This window comes from Gilliamella sp. M0364, from assembly GCF_016100565.1.
GTDB classification, from domain to species: domain Bacteria; phylum Pseudomonadota; class Gammaproteobacteria; order Enterobacterales; family Orbaceae; genus Gilliamella; species Gilliamella apis.
Window position 1 is genome coordinate 1 of the sequence record NZ_JACFSF010000014.1, and the last position, 19,261, is coordinate 19,261.

The 19,261-nt window shown below is 37.0% G+C and carries 19 protein-coding genes and 1 CRISPR repeat array; of the genes, 14 read left to right on the forward strand and 5 right to left on the reverse strand.

The features are described from left to right. Window positions 1–484 (forward strand): hypothetical protein (locus tag H3U96_RS10830; RefSeq protein WP_198196652.1); only part of this gene is annotated, 484 nt, incomplete at its 5' end. A 135-nt stretch (window positions 485–619) separates the two neighbouring features. On the opposite strand, the gene H3U96_RS10835 is transcribed toward H3U96_RS10830, so the two are convergent. Continuing rightward, entirely contained in the window at window positions 620–1,243 is a 624-nt protein-coding gene (locus H3U96_RS10835; protein ID WP_086356764.1) for a LysE family transporter, read from the reverse strand. After that, the gene (locus H3U96_RS10840) at window positions 1,240–2,682 is read right to left on the reverse strand and encodes an LTA synthase family protein (protein ID WP_086356765.1); all 1,443 of its coding nucleotides are present in this window, start codon (window positions 2,680–2,682) and stop codon (window positions 1,240–1,242) included. The genes H3U96_RS10835 and H3U96_RS10840 overlap by 4 nt, the downstream gene beginning before the upstream one ends. 266 nt (window positions 2,683–2,948) lie before the next feature. Here H3U96_RS10840 and H3U96_RS10845 point away from each other — a divergent pair, with 266 nt between their 5' ends. The 10 genes from H3U96_RS10845 to H3U96_RS10890 all read left to right on the forward strand — a co-directional run bounded on the left by H3U96_RS10845 (window position 2,949) and on the right by H3U96_RS10890 (window position 12,395). Then, complete coding sequence (locus H3U96_RS10845) at window positions 2,949–3,587, forward strand: nitroreductase family protein (RefSeq protein ID WP_086356766.1); 639 nt, start codon at window positions 2,949–2,951, stop codon at window positions 3,585–3,587. A gap of 10 nt (window positions 3,588–3,597) precedes the next feature. Further along, entirely contained in the window at window positions 3,598–4,785 is a 1,188-nt protein-coding gene (locus tag H3U96_RS10850; protein WP_198196654.1) for an FTR1 family protein, read from the forward strand. A gap of 140 nt (window positions 4,786–4,925) precedes the next feature. Beyond that, the gene (locus H3U96_RS10855) at window positions 4,926–5,489 is read left to right on the forward strand and encodes an iron transporter (RefSeq protein WP_065578501.1); all 564 of its coding nucleotides are present in this window, start codon (window positions 4,926–4,928) and stop codon (window positions 5,487–5,489) included. Window positions 5,490–5,556: 67 nt separating this feature from the next. Then, window positions 5,557–6,807: a Fe-S-containing protein gene (locus tag H3U96_RS10860; protein ID WP_086356767.1), complete on the forward strand. Its 1,251-nt coding sequence runs from the start codon at window positions 5,557–5,559 to the stop codon at window positions 6,805–6,807. Window positions 6,808–6,829: 22 nt separating this feature from the next. Next, window positions 6,830–8,116 (forward strand): ABC transporter permease, encoded by a 1,287-nt coding sequence (locus H3U96_RS10865; protein WP_086356768.1) that lies wholly within the window; start codon window positions 6,830–6,832, stop codon window positions 8,114–8,116. A gap of 13 nt (window positions 8,117–8,129) precedes the next feature. Then, a complete protein-coding gene (locus tag H3U96_RS10870) occupies window positions 8,130–9,272 on the forward strand; it encodes an FtsX-like permease family protein (RefSeq protein ID WP_198196656.1) in 1,143 nt (380 codons plus the stop codon). An 11-nt stretch (window positions 9,273–9,283) separates the two neighbouring features. Continuing rightward, entirely contained in the window at window positions 9,284–9,943 is a 660-nt protein-coding gene (locus H3U96_RS10875) for an ABC transporter ATP-binding protein (protein WP_065563564.1), read from the forward strand. A 20-nt stretch (window positions 9,944–9,963) separates the two neighbouring features. Further along, a complete protein-coding gene (locus tag H3U96_RS10880; protein WP_065578497.1) occupies window positions 9,964–10,437 on the forward strand; it encodes a DUF4418 family protein in 474 nt (157 codons plus the stop codon). Window positions 10,438–10,518: 81 nt separating this feature from the next. Beyond that, a complete protein-coding gene (locus tag H3U96_RS10885) occupies window positions 10,519–11,730 on the forward strand; it encodes an ABC transporter permease (protein WP_198196658.1) in 1,212 nt (403 codons plus the stop codon). Beyond that, window positions 11,730–12,395, forward strand: a complete 666-nt coding sequence (locus H3U96_RS10890; RefSeq protein ID WP_065614037.1) for an ABC transporter ATP-binding protein — start codon at window positions 11,730–11,732, stop codon at window positions 12,393–12,395. The genes H3U96_RS10885 and H3U96_RS10890 overlap by 1 nt, the downstream gene beginning before the upstream one ends. A 25-nt stretch (window positions 12,396–12,420) precedes the next feature. On the opposite strand, the gene H3U96_RS10895 is transcribed toward H3U96_RS10890, so the two are convergent. Both H3U96_RS10895 and H3U96_RS10900 read right to left on the reverse strand, forming a co-directional pair. Continuing rightward, window positions 12,421–13,002 (reverse strand): nucleoside triphosphate pyrophosphatase, encoded by a 582-nt coding sequence (locus tag H3U96_RS10895; RefSeq protein WP_198196660.1) that lies wholly within the window; start codon window positions 13,000–13,002, stop codon window positions 12,421–12,423. A 329-nt stretch (window positions 13,003–13,331) separates the two neighbouring features. Continuing rightward, a complete protein-coding gene (locus H3U96_RS10900) occupies window positions 13,332–13,760 on the reverse strand; it encodes a universal stress protein (protein WP_034904481.1) in 429 nt (142 codons plus the stop codon). Window positions 13,761–14,984: 1,224 nt separating this feature from the next. Between H3U96_RS10900 and H3U96_RS10905 the strand changes: the two genes are divergently transcribed. The 3 genes from H3U96_RS10905 to H3U96_RS10910 all read left to right on the forward strand — a co-directional run bounded on the left by H3U96_RS10905 (window position 14,985) and on the right by H3U96_RS10910 (window position 17,800). Next, the gene (locus H3U96_RS10905) at window positions 14,985–16,355 is read left to right on the forward strand and encodes a hypothetical protein (RefSeq protein ID WP_198196663.1); all 1,371 of its coding nucleotides are present in this window, start codon (window positions 14,985–14,987) and stop codon (window positions 16,353–16,355) included. A gap of 212 nt (window positions 16,356–16,567) precedes the next feature. Further along, a complete protein-coding gene (locus H3U96_RS11355; protein WP_255545847.1) occupies window positions 16,568–16,702 on the forward strand; it encodes a hypothetical protein in 135 nt (44 codons plus the stop codon). 172 nt (window positions 16,703–16,874) lie between these two features. Then, a CRISPR array of direct repeats spans window positions 16,875–17,381; the repeat unit is 28 nt; unit sequence GTTCACTACCGTGTAGGTAGCTTAGAAA. Between the two features lie 122 nt (window positions 17,382–17,503). After that, window positions 17,504–17,800 carry a helix-turn-helix transcriptional regulator gene (locus tag H3U96_RS10910; RefSeq protein ID WP_034901766.1) on the forward strand — a complete coding sequence of 99 codons (297 nt, stop codon included), beginning with the start codon at window positions 17,504–17,506 and terminating at the stop codon, window positions 17,798–17,800. Window positions 17,801–17,853: 53 nt separating this feature from the next. Here the strand turns inward: H3U96_RS10910 and H3U96_RS10915 are convergent, their stop codons facing one another. Further along, window positions 17,854–19,224: an MFS transporter gene (locus tag H3U96_RS10915; RefSeq protein WP_198196665.1), complete on the reverse strand. Its 1,371-nt coding sequence runs from the start codon at window positions 19,222–19,224 to the stop codon at window positions 17,854–17,856. Window positions 19,225–19,261 lie beyond the last annotated feature (37 nt).

The following is a 19,261-nucleotide window of genomic DNA, read 5'->3' on the forward strand; positions in this document are numbered from 1 at the left end:
TGAGTTGGTGGGTAAAGATAGTGATAATGATGATATCGTGTTGAAATATGGTTTTGTGTTAAAGCAGTGGTTTGTCAATCGAGGTGATAAAGATCGTGTAGTTGCTGCACAATCATCATGGTGTATTAATCTAGGTTATCGTCTTCCACGCCTTAGGGAATTAACTAACGCATCAGCATGTTCAGAAATATACTGTCCAAGTGTTGTTTATCCATCAAATAGTTATCATTATTCGCGACGAATTGGTGCCGGATTCTTTGCTGAGTGGGGTGATCTGTATCGCTACTCTAAGGCTAATTTCATGTATGCCTCACCCTACTGGACAAGTGAACCGGTGCCAACTGATAAGGAAGGCAAAAATACGAGCAATAGCACCCTCCAGTTCGCCACGACCTCTAGTACTGGTATAATCAAGGGTCTTGGTAAGACATATCCTGTTAGTGCAGCTTGCGTCGTGGGGGATGAGAAGAAAGAAGATAAATAACTTTACTAGATCTTAAAAAAGACGCTGATTGGCGAGAGTGATAAAAGACAAGATGTAGCCGAATTCACCCCGATAGGTTTATTTTTGCGGAACGGGGTTTTTGTAGAAAAAATTGAGGAAAGCACTTTTTATGCTCTAAAACCCTAACGCTACTTTAACCCCTAGTAAGATCAATATTACACCTAATAATTTATCAATAATAAATTGAAGTTTGAAATAACGTCGCTGGACGATTTGGGTTTGAAAGATAAATACAACCAATGGCCACCAAAGTAAGGCTTCAAGCCAAATAATAAATGCGACGAGCAATTTATCCATTAAAGTTGAGTCTGCATTGAGTAGTTGGGTAAATATAGCCAGAAAAAACAGTGTCGCTTTCAGATTTAGTAAGTTACATAATAGCCCTTGCATAAATGCCGCCTTTGCGGTGACATTAATTGGCTGAGTTTGTTTGCTGATGTAAGTGGTAGCACTACTTTTAGCTAATAACGCTTTAATACCTATCCATAGCAAATAAGCAGCGCCAGCATAACGCAAGGCATTATATAGCCACGGGGTAGCGGTGATTAATACCGCAATACCTGCCACACAATAGCTCATATGAATGGCGATCGCGCTTATCACCCCTAAACAGGTCATTAATGCCATTTTTCGGTTATAACTTAAGCTGTTTTTTAAGACCAGAAAAAAATCTGGTCCCGGGGATATCATGCCTAAACAGCTAATAGTGATAACTAAAATTAAGGTATCGACGCTCATTTTTGCACTTGTGCCGCATTGTTTAATGTCGCGATATTCGATTTATGTTGTTCAATAAACTGTTTTTTATCAACGTTCTCACCGTTTAAGTAATCGGTTAAAAATTTTGCATTGGTTTTAATTTGTGCACCATTTAGAATCAATCTCGGTAAATCAATTTGATAAATATTTTGATTAGGTGATTTTTGTAAATCATCAACATTTGCATTGGTTAACAAATAGAGTTTGCGCTCTTTTTCTGATAACTTTTTCACCGTTTCGGTACCTGCCCCCATCATTAAATGGTCAGGGAAGATATAAAACACGGTGTTGTCTAAGATACCTTGCTGTTTTAGGTGGTTAATAAATTCCCCTAAATTATAATCGAGCGAAGCGGCCACAAAAGACATGTTGTCTGGTTTAGGGCTGATTACTGATGTCATGCGCTCATCATTAAAACCGTTTGGAGCATGAGTTGAGACAGTTGAGATAAATAGCGCAAAGGGTTTATCGGCATTTTGCAACTCTTGTATTTGTTGTTTAGCAATGTCTAATATATCTTTATCATACAATCCAAATGGGGCATTTGGATATTTGCCTACATAATTTTTTTCGGAAACGACTTGCATGCCTATTACTTCGGCGGTGTGGCCAATTCCTGCAAATTCCGGACCAGCCATAACATAGCGAGTTTGATAACCGGCTTGTTTTAGCACATCACCTAAGGTAACTAATTGAGTGGTATTTGCACCTTTTAATGGTGAAGTTGAGTGTTCTCCGATTAAAAATGGTACACCAGTCATATAGGTATACATAGAGGCTGTTGTCCATGTACTACCTGCACTCATTGGCATATTAGCAAAGAAAGTGTATTGTTGCCTGAGTTGTCTTAAATTTGGCGTGATATCAGCAAAATCTAAAAATCCTTGTTCGAAGGATTCTAACGACAACACAATAATATTTTTGCCTTTTTGGCTATCAAGTTGTGATTTTTCAACATAATCATTCATATTTAAGTTTTGTAACGCTTGGGCAAAAGTTGCTTTTGGGGCGCAAGTAACTTGATAGATTTCATAAGCACGACTAATAGGGCCGTTATGATAACTAATTGAGGCAACGGCAATGGCAACTAATAGTAATCGCCAGTGTAATTTACATTTATGGCGAAACCAGTTGGCTAATTTGCTGAGGATAACTACTAACCCCAAAAATACCACAATCACCAATAGCGCTTGCAGTTTAAAGATGAATAATCCTTCAATAATATCATTCACGTTCAGATTGACGTAAAACTGATAATCAATAAATCCACCACTAAAATAAATTGAGGTAAGCTCCATCACAATAATAACGGTCATTAAAATGATGGTGAATAATTGCCATTTTTTTTGTTTAAAAAACGAAGCTAAACTAATGGTTAATATAAAAAGTGGTAAAACAACTAAAGTCGATAATGGCATAACAATCAATACTCATTTTTACTTTAAAATTTAAAAATTGTCCCAGTATATACTTAATAAACAGAAAAATAAAAATCGGAATTGATTGGTTAATACATTAACCAGTCCTTTGCTGTCGATGTAGGTTTCTACTTTATCAACTATATCAACTATTTTACTTGAGTTATTTCACCTTAATGATAATAATTATTGTTTGTTGTTGATAATTGGAAGCATTAGCAATAAGATAGTTAGCAAATATTTGCAACTGTTTTAAGGTCTACGCCATGTTGTGCTGGTTACGCAATGTTACAATTGTTTTATCAATGTCTTTATTTTGTTTATCAATAAGTTATGCCGATATCACTTTACCTACGCCACAAATGAAAGATGGCATGGGGTTATTTGATAGCCTTAAAAAACGTGCTTCAACTCCAGGTGGAGGGTTTCCAACCGGGATGGTCTCAGATGATGAACTATCAAGCGTGCTTTGGTCGGCAACGGGATTAAATCGAGGTAAAAATGGTTGGACGGTGCCAATGGCTAGTGGTAAACAACCTTATGTTCGTCTTTATGTAGCTAGCGATAAAGGTGCCTTTTTATATGAATGGGAAGGACACTATCTTCGTGAGATAACTAAGCAAGATATTCGTGCTGACATTGGTATGCAAAATTTTACTAAGCGAGCACCATATATTGTTATTTTTGTAGCTGATGGTGCTAGTCTCAATGATTTTGATGTACAAAAAGCCAATGATTTTAGTCAAATTGCCGTTGGTGCTATGAGTCAAAACGTCTATTTGTCTGCTGCAGCATTAAAACTCAGCACTCGTTACATCCATTCAATAAAGCCTGACATTATTAGTCAATCGTTACAATTGCCAGAAAGCAGTAAACCTATAGGGATAATGTTGTTAGCAAAATAAGGAGTAAGCAGTGAAAAAGTATTTAACTTTAATGTTACTACTGATTGCCAGTTTAGCGATTTTTAGTTCCCCTTCTTACGCAACTGAAAAGAAGTATGCAAGCTGGAATGCGATTGTGGATGAAATGGATATCATTTTAAATGATGCTTATAACATCTATTTTATGAAAGACAGCGAAGCTGCTAAAGATCGAGTAAACAATGCTTATTTTGGTTTTTATGAAAAGCATGGTGTTGAACGTGCGGTAATGTCTTATATTTCAGGAAAACGTGGCACAGATACCGAATATCAGTTTCTTAAAATTAAGCGATTAATGACCAACGGCGCTCCAAATAAAACTGTTCGAACTGAAATTGATGTCATTTTAAAAATGTTACATGAAGATGCTAACAATTTAGATGGTAAAAAAGAGAGTGGCTGGAGTGTCTTCTTTGCCTCATTTATTATTATTTTCCGTGAAGGATTAGAAGCGATACTGGTGATTGCGGCCATTTCTGCATATTTAGTTCGTTCAGATAATAAGCCAATGCTTAAAGTCGTCTATCTAAGCAGTTTATTTGCGGTGTTTGCCAGCGTGTTGGCTGCTATCGCCTTGCATACTATTGTTGGTTTAAGTGGTGCCAATCAAGAAATTATGGAAGGTGCCGCCATGTTACTCGCAACAGTGGTGCTGTTCTTTATAAGTAACTGGATGCTATCTAAGTCAGAATCGAAAGCATGGAAAAATTATGTTGAAGGTAAGGTGCAAAGTGCGGTATCAACAGGAAGCAGTTTTGCTTTAGGGTTTGCTGCCTTTTTAGCTGTATTTCGTGAAGGAGCGGAAACGATCATATTTTATCAAGCTATGTTAGCTGATGCTAAAGATCACATGGATATGGTTTGGTATGGACTAGGTGTTGGTACCATCGTGTTGACTTTGGTATTTATTGTTATCCGCTTTGGCAGTGTTAAATTACCGCTTAAACCATTTTTTATTTGTACCAGTGCATTAATGTATCTTATGGCGATAGCCTTTGCTGGTGGTGGTGTGAAAGAGCTACAAGAAGCAGATATTATTTCGGTCACCCCAGTAGATTTTGTCCATTCAGTAGAGGTATTAGGCATCTATCCAACGGTTGAAACATTGGTGCCACAGTTAGTCATGCTAGTTGTCGTGATGCTCTCTATTATGTATTACAAAAAATATCATAAAAATTAAATAATATTATTATTCTTGGTGTAATTTAAACTTGAATAGTAATTAAAACATTGGCAGTAATTTGTAATTGATTAGTCATTAGTTTATTGATTAATTATTAAAGGGTAAAACAAGTTGTTAAAAAAATTAAGGAGTTTTCAATGAAAAAACTAATTATTTCTGCTGGTATTTCGTCAATACTTGCACTTTCTTCAATGGCAAATGCTGCTGCGCCGGCACCCGGTGAAGAAAAAGGTTTTGAAGAGTTTCCAATCGGTGAAGAAGTCACTGTTGGTCCATTACATATTGGTGCGGTTTACTTCCAACCTGTAGATATGGAGCCTGCTGGTATGGGTGGCTTACCTGCTTCTAAGTCAGATATGCATATCGAAGCCGATATTTCTGCTGCCGAAGGTAATAAGTTAGGTTTTGGTGTAGGTGATTTTGTCCCTTACTTAACTGTAAAATATAAAATTCAAAAACAAGGTAGTGACAAAACTATCGAAGGTAATTTTATGCCGATGAATGCATCAGATGGCCCACACTATGGTAACAATATTAAGTTAGATGGTGCGGGTAAATATAAAGTTACATTCACAATCGAAAACCCTGAAAAACAAGGTTATTTATTGCATGTAGATAAAGAAACTGGTGTTGAAGGTCGTTTCTGGTCTAAACCAATCGAGGTTTCTTGGGACTTTGACTACATCCCTCGTGCATGGTAATAATTAGCTAAACTATTGGCGAGTGTAACAACTCGCCAATATACGTTGTAATCTTTAGGCAATCGTTATGCTCCAATATCTTATCAGTATTACCGATAATACTTTTGTACCTGTGATCATATTGGCACTTGTTAGTGCAGTGTTTGTCCAGTCAAACCTTTATAGTGGTAAAAAATATCTTATCATTGGTTTTTTGTTGGGAATGCTGGCGGCAATCATTTATGCAATCTTAAAGCGTAATACCGGTATTGCTATTCGAGAGTACTATGACCTTGGTGTGATTATTCCGTGGTGCATTATTGTCATTCCATTGCTTATCTGTTGGTCGCTCAGAAATTCGTTTCAACAACCTATTATTAAGATTCTATTGGCTGTATTAACGGCTGTTGCCATAGGGCTGATTACAGCTCAATGCTTACCGAATATTTTACTCTACCCATTTGGATTTGATGTTGGCATGGAGTCAATATTCAATAATGATTATCTGTTTAAATGGGTTGGTTATGGCTTTGCTCTATTAGTTTGTGGTTTAATTGGCTGGTTGATTTATCGCCTTTGCGCTAGGTTATCAACTCGATTGGTGGTGGTGATTGCGACATTTGCCATTATTATCTTTACCATTCAAAACGGCATTAATCTACTACAAATATTAATTGTCAGACGATTTATCTCACCGCAACAGTGGATGATGGATTTGGTGATTTTTATTTTAGCGCATGTCAACTTGTTTACTTTTATCTTTATGGTGTTGGTATTACTACTCACTGTTTTATTATATACCAAAGCAAAAACCACCTCGCTGGTTGGTAATAATCCAGCCCAAATACGCAAACTTAAAGCAAGCTTACGCCGTGATCGTCGTACATCATTGTTGTTAATGGCGGGAGTGGCTATTACTGCCTACACCGTCACTCGTGCTCGTTATATATTTGAAAAAGGGATCGAACTCACCCCTGCTGAACCTGTTACGCCAAATGCTGATGGTTTAATTGTTATTCCATTAGAACAAGTTAATGACGGCAATTTGCATCGTTATGGTTATCAAACAACCGATGGCACATTAGTAAGATTTATTGTGATTAAGAAAAGTGAAAATGCCTATGGGGTTGGTTTTGATGCTTGTGATATTTGTGGGGCAAGTGGTTATTATCAACGAGGAAATCAAGTTGTCTGTATTTTATGTGATGTCGTGATGAATATTGCGACTATTGGTTTTTCTGGTGGTTGTAATCCCGTTCCACTTAAATATGAAATTTTAGATGGCAATATGATTATTCGACCTACGCATCTTGAAGCTGAAAAAAGTCGTTTTAAGTAAATGGTTTTAAAAGGAAGAAAATATGTTTCGTAGAATGTTACTTAGCGTGTTAGTTCGTCAAAAAAAGAAGCTATTTTTAATTGCCTTAACCGTTGCTTTAGGTGTGTCGCTGGCGACTGCCATGTTAAATGTAATGTTTGATGTCGGTGATAAAGTTAATCAGGAATTAAAGGCCTACGGTGCTAACTTAAATATCGTTCCCAGAGGGGCTGCATTGGTTAATGAGTTATATCAACTGGATAATACAGATACACAAGCTGCCATTCAATATATCAAGCAAGATGATTTAGTAAAGATTAAGATGATCTTCTGGGCATATAATATTGTTGATTTTGCACCTTATCTTACTACACAAGTAACAGTTAATGATAAACCAGTTACCCTCATTGGAACTTGGTTTAATAAACATCTGACTATACCAACTGGTGATGAAGTTGACACTGGCATGTTAGCTATGAAGTCATGGTGGTCAATTGAAGGCAACACTATGAAGGATGATAATTTGCAAGGTGTAATGGTGGGTGAGACTCTTGCCAAACAATTGAATCTTAAACTAGGCGATAGCCTTGAGCTAATTTCACCATTAACCAATAAAAAAGTTACTTTAACTGTAAATAATATCTTCCACAGTGGAGGGATCGAAGATTCTCAGCTTTATGTGTCACTTCCTGTCGCGCAAAATCTGGCTAATAAAGAGGGTTTGGTTGAACGGGTAGAAGTGAGTGCATTAACCACGCCCGAAAATGATTTAGCCCGTAAAGCAGCACAAGATCCTAATAGCTTATCACGCACTGAATGGGATACATGGTACTGTACCGCTTATATCAGTTCGATTGCCTATCAGTTAGAGGAGTTAATGCCAGATGTTAGGGTTAAAGCAATTATGCAAGTCGCTGAATCAGAAGGATCAATCTTGCAAAAAACGCAGTTATTAATGCTATTGTTAACTGTTTTATCCTTAATTTGCTCGGCGCTAGCAATATCCAATTTAGTTACTGCCAATGTGATTGAGCGTAGTACTGAAATTGGTTTATTAAAAGCGTTAGGGGCAACAAATATTTCGGTAGCGATGTTAATCCTTACTGAAATACTGATCATTGCTTTACTCGGGGGGATGGTTGGTTATTTTGTCGGTCTTGGTTTTGCACAAATTATTGGCCAAACGGTATTTGGTTCGTTTGTTGAACCTAAGATGATAATTATTCCACTGGTGTTAATTATGGTAAGCATGATCACCTTATTAGGCAGTTTACCGGCACTACGTATTATGATGTTTTTACGCCCAACCGATGTATTGCATGGTCGGTAAGTGAGGCTAAATGATGATGAATAAAAATCAACGCTTTATTTTAAAAACGCTGCTTAGTTCGTTAATTCGCCGTCGTTCCCGGATTGCTATTGCTCTACTCGGTGTAGCGATAGGAGCCACGGTTTTACTTGGTATGGTTACACTTTGTTATGATATCCCAAGACAAATGGGACAAGAGTTTCGCTCTTATGGTGCCAATCTGCTGTTGATGCCGGCTAATAATCAACCTACCATGCCAATGACCGAAGTAAAAAAAACCGTTAGCTTACTACCGCAAGATAAGCTATTAGGGGTTACCCCATTTCGTTATGACTCTATCCGCAGTAATCAACAGCCTTATACCATTGTCGGCACCCAGTTTGATCAAGTTATCAATACTAGCCCTTATTGGAAAATAGAAGGTGAAGTGCCGAAAAATCCAAATGAAATTATGATCGGTACCGATATTGCCCATTTTGCTAAGCTTAGCATTGGTAGTACGATGCCGATTTCAGGTAAATCTAAACAAAATTCGCGCTTCGATGAAGAATTAACTATTACCGGCATCGTCAAAACCGGTCGAGCTGAGGATAACTTTATCTTTATTGAACTCAATGATCTGGAAACGTTACTCGAAGAAAACAATCAAGCCGAAGTGGTCGAAATAAGTATTACGGCAACGCAAGATGAGTTACAGCGCTATATTCAAACCATTAAAGATAATTCCAGCACGGTCGAACCCCATCTTATAAAATGGGTTACACAATCGGAAGCATCGGTGCTCGGTAAACTGTCATCTTTACTCTATTTGGTCACACTAGTGGTGTTAATTTTGACAATGATCTGTGTTGCCACCACTATGATGACGGTCGTTATGGAGCGCCGTAAAGAGATTGGTCTGAAAAAGGCTATTGGTGCAACCAATAAAAGTATTGCCAAAGAATTTTTAGCCGAAGGATTAATCTTAGGTATTGTCGGTGGTGTGATTGGAGTGATTTGTGGTCTGATTTTTGCTCAAGTAATCAGTGCTAACGTATTTGGGCGATCAATTGTAATTGAATTTTATTTAATACCAACAACGATTATTATTTCGGCTGTGGTAACCATTATTGCGTGTTTGATTCCAGTAAAACGTGCACTTGAAGTTGAACCAGCATTAGTTTTACGTGGCGAATAGGATAGTAAAGTATGAATATGCTCGAAGTGAATAATGTATCTAAAATCTATGGCTCATTACATGCCTTGTCTGAAGTCAACTTAACCGTTGAAGAGGGTAAATGGTTATCTATTATGGGACCATCAGGCAGTGGTAAAACAACCTTAATGAATATTATTGGTTGTATGGATAAACCGTCATTAGGCTCTGTGATTTTAGATGGACAAGATATTACCCAGTTGTCATTACCACAGCTGACGGAAATTCGCCGTGATAAGATTGGTCTAATCTTTCAACAATTCCATCTTGTTTCCTATTTAACTGCATTAGAAAACGTAATGGTGGCGCAATATTATCACAGTATGGTAGATGAAAAAGAAGCCTTACAAGCATTAGAACGAGTTGGACTTGCGGCACGGGCCAAACATTTACCACGCCAATTATCGGGTGGTGAACAGCAAAGGGTCTGTATTGCCAGAGCGCTAATTAATTATCCAAAACTGATTTTAGCTGATGAGCCAACTGGTAACTTAGATGAAAGTAATGAAGCAATGGTTATGAACTTACTACATCAACTTCACGAAGAAGGAAGTACAATCATCGTGGTTACGCATTCGCCTGAAGTATCAAAACATGCGCAGACTACGGTGGTTCTTGAACATGGTAAGGTAGCAAGTATTATCAATAATTAATAATTAAAGGGTCTATATTTATGAAAAATCGCGTTGTTACATCTGTATTATTTATATTCATCGGGGCGCTACTTATTTTATTTCCGCTTTATATTTTACCTGTCTGCCCGTTGCCTGATGCGCAAGCTATACCTGCTACAACGGTGGCAGGGGATGGGCATATACATATGCATTCAACTCCAGGTAAAATCATGAAATGCTTTTGGACTGCAAGGGCTGAAATTGGTATTGGTAGTTTAGTGATTGCCATTGGTGCGTTAGTACTATTTAGTCGCTCACTATTTGTCCGTATGGGATTGAGTATGGCGTTAGCTTGCACTGCAGTTTTAGCGGCAGCTATTCCAACTATTTTAATTGGTGTTTGTGGCAATGAGATGATGCGTTGTAACATGGGCGCCAAACCTGCACTGATTTTATTAGCTATCGTTTTGGCAATTGCTGCAATCAGCAATGTGCTTTATTTGAATAAACAAGTAAATAAACAAATAAGATAAACAGTATTAAGTAAGTATCAACAATCAACATTAGTCAACATCAGCCTTAATACAACAAGATATAAAAACGAGAACTAAAACATGCAAGAAAAACCGATTACTATAGCAAATTTAGCATGGCGAAACATTCAAAGACGACCATTTCGGAGTTGTTGTTTGATTATCATTATTATGCTGTTTTCCGCTACACTATTTGGCGGTAGCGTGTTAATGAAAAATCTGAGTTTAGGTATTTCCGGTATGGCTAATCGTTTAGGCGCGGATATTCTTGTTGTACCTTACGGTTATGAAAAAAATCTTGAAGTTGCATTGTTACGTGGTGAACCAAGCAGTTTTTATCTAAAAGCGGATTTGATGGATAAAATTAAAGTAATCAAAGGGGTTAAAGCTGTCTCCCCCCAACTGTTTATCGCTTCATTGAATGCTGGTTGCTGTACATCTAAAGTACAACTAATTGGTTTTGATCAGCAAAGTGATTTTGTGATCAAACCTTGGTTGCAAACGCAGTTAAACCAACCATTGATCGATAATCAGGTTGTTGTTGGTAGCAAAATTACCGCCAATGTCGGTGACGAAATTAAGTTTTTTAATCATCCATTTAAAGTCGCAGCCAAAATGGATAGTACCGGAATGGGCTTTGATACCTCTGTATTTATGACAATCCCGACGGCACAGTTACTGATGAAAGAAGCGAACCTAATTGAAGGCGATACTGAACACTTTGCTAACTATGTATCATCAATTTTTGTTAAAGTCGATCCTGATTATCAGCCTAAAGATGTTGTTAATCAGATGATGCCGAAATATGCTATTGACTACAATATTGATTTTGTGATGACCAAAGGCATGTTAAGTAATCTTTCCAAATGGCTAAATGGTTTTTCAACTATTGTCTATAGTTTATCGGCAATTTTCTGGGTATTGGCAATTATTGTCATCTTTGTGATATTTTCATCATCACTTAATGAACGTAAACGTGAAATAAGTCTATTACGTATTTTAGGCGCTTCACGTAGTGATCTGGTTAAAATGTTACTGCGAGAATCGCTTATTATTAGCGCTTTAGGTGGTATTGCAGGTATTGTGATTGCTGGTGTATTGATTTATGCCTTTAGCTTATTGATTTGCCAGTCGATAGGTTTGCCATGTATGAACATTTCCATTACTGACGGATTTATTTATGCATTAATGGTATTTATGTTGACGTTAATTATTGGTCCACTGTCTAGTATTTATTCGGCATTATCGTTGACTAAATTTGATACTTATCAAACATTAAGAGAGGGTGAATAATGTTATTGGATGTCAAAAACCTTCGCAAAGATTATCAACGTGGTTCGCAACATTTCTCAGCGGTAAATAATGTTAGTTTTTCAATGGCACAAACCGATTTTATCACTATTATGGGCAAATCAGGCAGTGGTAAAACGACGTTACTTAATATGATTGCTGGGTTATTGACCCCGACTCAAGGTAAAATTACCATTAATGGTACCAACTTATTTGAACTTGATGATAAACAGGTATCAGCATTTCGTAATCAAAATATTGGCTACATTCCACAAGGTAGTAGCTTATTACCCAATTTGACCGCACTGGAAAATATTCGCTTACCATTTTATTTAACTAAACGGGAAAACCAATCTAGCTTAAATTATGCACTGGAGCTGCTTGAAAAGGCTAAAATTGGCTACTTAAAAGATACTTATCCCGCGAATATGTCGGGCGGTGAAATGCGTCGAATTGCTATTTTACGGGCGCTGATTTGTCGACCACAATTAGTGATTGCCGATGAACCTACCAGCGATCTTGATGAAGAAAGCTCCGCACAAATTATGGCATTATTAACCGAGATTCACCAACAAGGTACAGGACTATTAATTGTTACTCATGATAATGATGTAGCAAATTATAGCCAAAGAACGCTAAAAATGTCCTCAGGTCGATTAATCGATTAGTTTGCAATAATGGTATCTCGAGTAATTATAACAATAGTGGATTACAGCCCATATCGATCATAATTTTATTTAACTTTATCAGCGGTAATCCAACTAATGAATTAATATCATCACCTTCAAGTTTATCAAAAAGGGTGATACCTAATTCATCACATTTAAAACTACCAGCACATTGTAGTGGCATCTCTTTAGCGATATAAGCATCAATTTCTGCATCAGTTAACTGGCGAAAAGTAACCTTAAACGGTTCACAAATTGTTTGCGATTGGCCAGTACGAGTATCAATGACGGTCATTCCGGTATAAAAGTAAAACGCTTTACCACTGCTATTTCTCAATTGTTGTTGGGCATTTTCAATGGTATGTGGTTTGCAAACAATCTGATCATCCAATACACCTACTTGATCAGAACCAATAATCAAACTATCAGGATAATTAGCCACTAACGACTGCGCTTTGGCATTAGCTAAACGCACCACCAATTGCTGTGCACTTTCATTTAGCAAAGGCGTTTCATCACAAATGGGTGGTACACACTCAAACGGAATGGCTAATTTTTCCAATATCTTTTTACGTGATAACGATGTCGATGCTAAGATAATTCTCATTGCAACTATTCTCTTTAGATTCATGGCGAAAGATGAGCATTAAAACCGATATAACGGTAATAATCAACTGTCAGTTGTGTTATAAAGTTATCCAGCAACGATGGTCAGTTTGATTTTGGGTCTATTGTCTAAATGGCTTATCAATCACTTATTTTCGATAAGTTTTATTAACTACTAAATTAGTTAAACTGCAAGTAATTGCAACAAATCGTTGTTCATTGAATTTCAGACGTTTTATTGTTTGGCAGCAATTTCAATATCGAGATTACGTCCGAGTAAAGTGGATTTGCGCGAACCCTCTTTACTCGGAAGTAAATTTTAAATTAAATCTAGCGTACCACTAACACTGATGTTTGTGCGCCACGCACCACTCCTGAGGCATTTGATCCCAGTAAGTGTGTTGAGATATTAGGACGTCTTGAACCTAAAATAATTAGATCTGGTTCAATTTCTTCGGCTATATGTAAGATCTCATCTCTTGGATTACCAAAAGCGATTGAAAAAGATAAATTTTCCCGTGGTAAATTAATCGTATCAATCAAACGATGTAACCACTGTTCTGTTTGTACAGTAGCTTGATCTTTAAACTCATCAAAACCAAATGAGTAAGCATTCACGATAGCCGATGCAACCGGTAAGGTATGAAAGAAGATAACTTGTGCATTGGATAATTTTGCTAAACATTCAACATGAGGGATCACTTTTTGAGTGAGTTCATCTTCAAGCACATCAATCGGAACTAATATTTTTTTGTACATAACGCCTCCTCACAATATTTAAACTTGGCTTTACCATTTTATTGGTGAAGGCCAACGGTATTGGTTCATTATGATACTAATTTTAAATGAAATCCAATTGTTACATGACTATCCTAACGCGAATTTAAAAGATTGAAATAATTTTTTTGCAAAATCATGATGGAGATCAACTATAACTAACATTATTTATCATCATGACCTTAAACCGACACTAAAACAAACAATAACAAACAATTTGCGTGGTCGCCGCGGGAGATTGTAAAGAGGGTTCGCGCCAACCCTCTTAACTCGGACGTATTCACCGTATAGAAATAACCACAAAACAACAAAACGTCCGAAACTTAAAGAATAAAAAAATTTTGAGGAACGGGGTTTTTAAAGCCAAAAATCCCGTCCAAGTTTCTCCGAAATTGGTTTTAAAACTAAAATTAGCTTGCTATAAACATAAACGTTTATTTTGGCAAATAAGTTTGCTGTATTTAATTTAGCGACTTTCGCAATGTGCTGACAACTGAGTGAGGTTAGCATGGCAAACAGGGATGTTTGCCAAGGCGGTGCTTTGTCAGGAACAAATCACAGCCGGTGCGTTAAGAGCGAACGAAGACGGAAGGCAGTCACATCGTGACCACTTGCGTGGTCGCCGCGGGAGATTGTAAAGAGGGTTCGCGCCAACCCTCTTAACTCGGACGTAATCACCGTATAGAAACAACCGCAGAACAACAAACGTCCGAAACTCAAACAATCCAAAAAATAAAGAATCAAAAAAATTTGAGGAGAGGGGTTTTTAAAGCCTAAAAATCCCCCTAAAGTTTCCCCGAAATTGGTTTTAAGGGCGTAATTAAGACATAATATTACATTAATCTTTACAAAAGTTAACAATTAAACCGCCAAAAAAAGTTGCATGGTTTTTTCCAATCACTATACTTTTATAGCATATTTATACGAATGGATAAATTTTATGCCATTAGGCTTAAAATTTTAAATAAATCATAAAATTGGATTGACAAGGATATCTGATATGGATTATAATTTTCAACACGCAACACGCAACACGCAACCTGCCCAACCTATAATTTCATCTTTCTAAAGTTAAGCTCACATCGTTTATTATTTCACTGCAGTTTATTATTTCGACAATTTCCAAAATTTCCGAAATTCTGGCAAAATTTTTCAAAATTTCTTGGTTTAGCCTTTTTATCTCGGCCGATGGTTTTGGTATTAACCATGGTTGTATTACAGTCTATCTCTTTTGCTAATTATGCATTAACCGCTCAAACGACTAATATTATTCAAGGTTCAGCACCTTATTTAACCTTTGATAGTGGTCGTACCCGGATAACAAATACCGAAACGCTACTCGGGATATCCCTTTCTGATGGTAGAACATTTACTCCGACAACCAATAATTCGAGTTTTGACAATCCTATCGTTTTACCTGTTGATGGTCAGAGTTTTGCGGATATTGGTATGTTAGTACCAACGAATACTAATTCTATTGCATTAAGTTCACTTATTGGCACACCGTATAATTATTGGGGGGATGATGATGGTGATGGAGAAGGAGTTAATGGTATTGCCGCTACCGGTCGTTTAAGGTTATACATTGACGATAAAAATGATCGAGGTGTTGCCCGTAATGAAGTGCTGACTATTTGTAAAGCGCCATATAAATTAACCTTATCTAATGATGAAGGTATACTAAAAACACGTTATGGTGTGCCTAATGAAAGTCGTTTTAATGCAGGTAGAGCTAGTTATTATATTAATCCTAAGGAAATGACGCCAAAGATTTGTTTTGTAAAACCTGGTTTCTTGGACTTACGGGAGAATGGTCTTTCTGATGCCGTTTGGGACCGTGAGAAGGGTTTTATACCACAGTCAGTTACGCCATCGTCTTATGGTTTAAACTTTCCGACTACTAGTGCTGATAATTTTGATTTTTATTTAAAGTTAGGTGGTGTTAGTCAAGCCTTATCTTGGGCTCCGGTTTCTCATGGTGGTATTACGGCGACGATGACCAATTCAACAAGTACCTACGTTAAAGTCACCCTAACGGGTCCTGTTGCTACAGAATCGCAAGGGCAATCAAATAATCCAGGTAGAATCGACAAACCATCTTTACCTCAGGTGTTTGAGTTAGTCGGTCGTGATAGCAGTGGTAATGCGGTGGTCAAATATGGATTTGTGTTAAAGCAGTGGTTTGTTAATCGTTATAGGAATAGTTATTCTACTTATTCTCAAGCCTTATCTTGGTGTAATAATATTGGATACCGTCTGACAAAGGTCAAGGATTTAACTAATGCGACTTGTCAGGGAGATGGTTCACGTCCTCAGTGTCAAGGTGCAGTAGGGGCAACGCCTTCGTCACCTGATGGGTATTACCGGCGTCACATTGGTGCAGGATTTTTCACGGAATGGGGGGATATGACAAGTTACTCTGATTCGGGCTTCAGCGACTGGAACGGTGCATATTGGACGAATGATAAGAGGAGTGATAACCAATATGTTTTTGTGGTTATCTCCTCGCGCGCCGGTATTATTTCTTCGGATACTAGTGATAATGGTGGCGTCAACGCACTCTGTGTCTATCCTTAACTATTATTTCTTAGTTCTTAGGTATTGAAGCCGAGGATAAGAAAAATAACGTTAGGGCGATAAAAACGATTTTGTGGCGCGATATTAGCAACGTGCTGACAACTGAGTGAGGTTAGCATGGCAAACAGGGATGTTTGCCAAGGCGGTGCTTTGTCAGGAACAAATCACAGCCGGTGCGTTAAAAGCGAACGAAGGCGGAAGGCAGTCACGCAGTGACCACTTGCGTAGTCGCCGCGGGAGATTGTAAAGAGGGTTGGCGCCAACCCTCTTTACTCGGACGTAATCACCGTACAGAAATAATCGCAGAACAACAAACGTCCGAAAATAAAACAACTAAAAAATTTTGAGGAACGGGGGTTTTTGAACCTTAAATTCCTACTTATTGCTAACCCTTTTTTTTGACTTTAAATAAAATAATTAAAAATCAATATGTTGAAAAATAGCTTAAAAAAAGGGTTTTTAATAGTAAAATTACGCTTTTTCTTTTTGCCAACTGCATTTATAGTATATTGGATTCTAGTTCACTACCGTGTAGGTAGCTTAGAAATACTCCTGCTTGCACGTAACTTATTAATGGGGTTCACTACCGTGTAGGTAGCTTAGAAAAGTAGGAATCCATCAACAAATTCAACAAAATGGTTCACTACCGTGTAGGTAGCTTAGAAAAAAAAAGTAGCTGATGCTTTGATGATAAGTCCGTTCACTACCGTGTAGGTAGCTTAGAAAAAGCTGATGTATAAATTGCAGTGCGTTTGATTGTTCACTACCGTGTAGGTAGCTTAGAAATATTCTGCGGTGGATCGTCGTAATTTTGTGTTGTTCACTACCGTGTAAGTAGCTTAGAAAATGTGTGTTTTTTTAACTGTAAGACCTGAATTGTTCACTACCGTGTAGGTAGCTTAGAAATCAGCAATAATTGGTTCTACACTTTTAGGCGCGTTCACTACCGTGTAGGTAGCTTAGAAAACAACACCAGGTCTAAAAATTCGCTCTGTCGGGTTCACTACCGTGTAGGTAGATTAAAATTAATTAAAATTATAACACTCGAAATCCACCAAACTAGAAAAGTTTAGTAAAGGAGTTTTTTAGGTGAATAAATTCACCACATGTTATAATTATGTTTAATTATAATTAACTCTGTAAATATGATGAATAATAGTACAATTGATAACCAATTAAATGAAAAAATGGTGCTTATTTTCAAAGCATTATCTGATCCGGTTAGAATAGAAATCATTAAATATTTAAAAAGTATAGAAACAGAGGTTATCTGTGGTGAAATTGGTCAAGCAGTTGGTATTAGTAAACCTTCAGGAACTTATCATTTTAGGTTATTACAACAAGCAGAATTAATTAACGTAAGAAAGAGTGCTAGGGAAAAATATGTGTGGCTTAATAAATCAACATTTGATAAATATGTTACCGGGTTTTTTGATAATCTTTAAAATACTCAAATATTGATTTATTGTTGAATTTATCGCTTTGATTTTATCAAATATTATTTTTTATCCTTTGCTGTTAACCTTATTGAAAAAACTATTCCTAATAATGATATCAGACCAGATGTAATAATAACTGCATCAAATCCTTCGGCAAAAGCTGTTGAATTAGTGGTTCCGCCGAAAATATTAAATACAATTACGCATATTGTGGTACCTATTGCTCCACCAAATAAGCGAAATATATTATATATTCCTGATGCTTTCCCTAAATATATTGGTTCGACAGCGCTTAACACCGCTTTTTGCAGAGCCGGTCCTGCCATCGAAAGTCCCATACCAGCGATCATTAAAGGTATTGCCATTGCTATATATGAATCAGTTGCATTAAATAAAAAAATAATTAATAGATAACCGATCCCCTGTAAGAATAATCCTAATGTTGCAATAATCTTTTCGCCAAATCTATCTACAGCGCTGCCTGCAAAAGGTGCGATAACGACTAATGTTGCTGTCCAAGGTAATAATTGTAATCCCGCCACGAGTGGATTAACGTTTTCTAATACTAAAAAAAATTGCGGCAAAAAGAATAACACGCCAAACATTGAGGCATATAATAAAAAAGTTGCAATGTTACCATTAGTGAATACCTTGTTGCGAAATAATCTTAATGGAATCATAGGGGTAGAACTTATTTTTTGCCTAACAATAAATAAAATAGCTAGTGCGAGGCTAGATAATCCGGTAATAATGGTTATAACGTGTGTGGTATTTGTGGTTATGGTGGATAATGACCATATTACTCCGGCGGAAGAGATGGCAATAAGCAGAATATCAATAAAGTTCAACTTATCATCCTTACCTTTACTTTCAGGTAATAAATTATGAGCAAAATAGATTGTTATTATTCCAATAGGCAAATTAATCCAAAATATCCATTGCCATGATAAAGTTGCGACAATAAATCCACCTAAAACTGGCCCGACAATTAGTGCTAAACCACCAATGCCACTCCATATTCCTAAAGCTTTTCCACGTATATCAACGGGTAATGAATGCGTTAGAATTGCCATGGACATTGGTGTCATAACACAAGCACCAACAGCCTGTATCATTCGAGATATAATTAGTTCAGTAATACTATTCGATAAAGCACAAAATATAGAAGCAATAGTGAAAATCGCAATACCCATCAGATAGACTTTTTTTCTGCCTATTTTTTCGCCCAGTGATACACCAACCAGTAGTAATGCCGCTATGGTTATATTATAAATGTTCAACAACCACTGTAATAAATTTACCGATATTTGAAAATCATTTCTTATGGCGGTAGTGGCTGTGGTAACTATCATTGAATCGATCATTGACATGAAAAATCCTAAAGAAGTTAAAATAATGATAGCTGATGAATTAACCTTTCTTTCTTGCATATTGTCAACTTCCTGCTTGGCTATATTGGGCAAAATA

Bases quoted from the DNA above. Each gene is read 5' to 3' on its own strand.
- H3U96_RS10835 (WP_086356764.1), bottom strand. From the start codon at position 1,243: ATGAGCGTCGATACCTTAATTTTAGTTATCACTATTAGCTGTTTAGGC.
- H3U96_RS10840 (WP_086356765.1), bottom strand. From the start codon at position 2,682: ATGCCATTATCGACTTTAGTTGTTTTACCACTTTTTATATTAACCATT.
- H3U96_RS10845 (WP_086356766.1), top strand. From the start codon at position 2,949: ATGTTGTGCTGGTTACGCAATGTTACAATTGTTTTATCAATGTCTTTA.
- H3U96_RS10855 (WP_065578501.1), top strand. From the start codon at position 4,926: ATGAAAAAACTAATTATTTCTGCTGGTATTTCGTCAATACTTGCACTT.
- H3U96_RS10860 (WP_086356767.1), top strand. From the start codon at position 5,557: ATGCTCCAATATCTTATCAGTATTACCGATAATACTTTTGTACCTGTG.
- H3U96_RS10865 (WP_086356768.1), top strand. From the start codon at position 6,830: ATGTTTCGTAGAATGTTACTTAGCGTGTTAGTTCGTCAAAAAAAGAAG.
- H3U96_RS10870 (WP_198196656.1), top strand. From the start codon at position 8,130: ATGATGAATAAAAATCAACGCTTTATTTTAAAAACGCTGCTTAGTTCG.
- H3U96_RS10875 (WP_065563564.1), top strand. From the start codon at position 9,284: ATGAATATGCTCGAAGTGAATAATGTATCTAAAATCTATGGCTCATTA.
- H3U96_RS10880 (WP_065578497.1), top strand. From the start codon at position 9,964: ATGAAAAATCGCGTTGTTACATCTGTATTATTTATATTCATCGGGGCG.
- H3U96_RS10885 (WP_198196658.1), top strand. From the start codon at position 10,519: ATGCAAGAAAAACCGATTACTATAGCAAATTTAGCATGGCGAAACATT.
- H3U96_RS10890 (WP_065614037.1), top strand. From the start codon at position 11,730: ATGTTATTGGATGTCAAAAACCTTCGCAAAGATTATCAACGTGGTTCG.
- H3U96_RS10895 (WP_198196660.1), bottom strand. From the start codon at position 13,002: ATGAGAATTATCTTAGCATCGACATCGTTATCACGTAAAAAGATATTG.
- H3U96_RS10900 (WP_034904481.1), bottom strand. From the start codon at position 13,760: ATGTACAAAAAAATATTAGTTCCGATTGATGTGCTTGAAGATGAACTC.
- H3U96_RS10905 (WP_198196663.1), top strand. From the start codon at position 14,985: ATGGTTGTATTACAGTCTATCTCTTTTGCTAATTATGCATTAACCGCT.
- H3U96_RS10910 (WP_034901766.1), top strand. From the start codon at position 17,504: ATGAATAATAGTACAATTGATAACCAATTAAATGAAAAAATGGTGCTT.
- H3U96_RS10915 (WP_198196665.1), bottom strand. From the start codon at position 19,224: ATGCAAGAAAGAAAGGTTAATTCATCAGCTATCATTATTTTAACTTCT.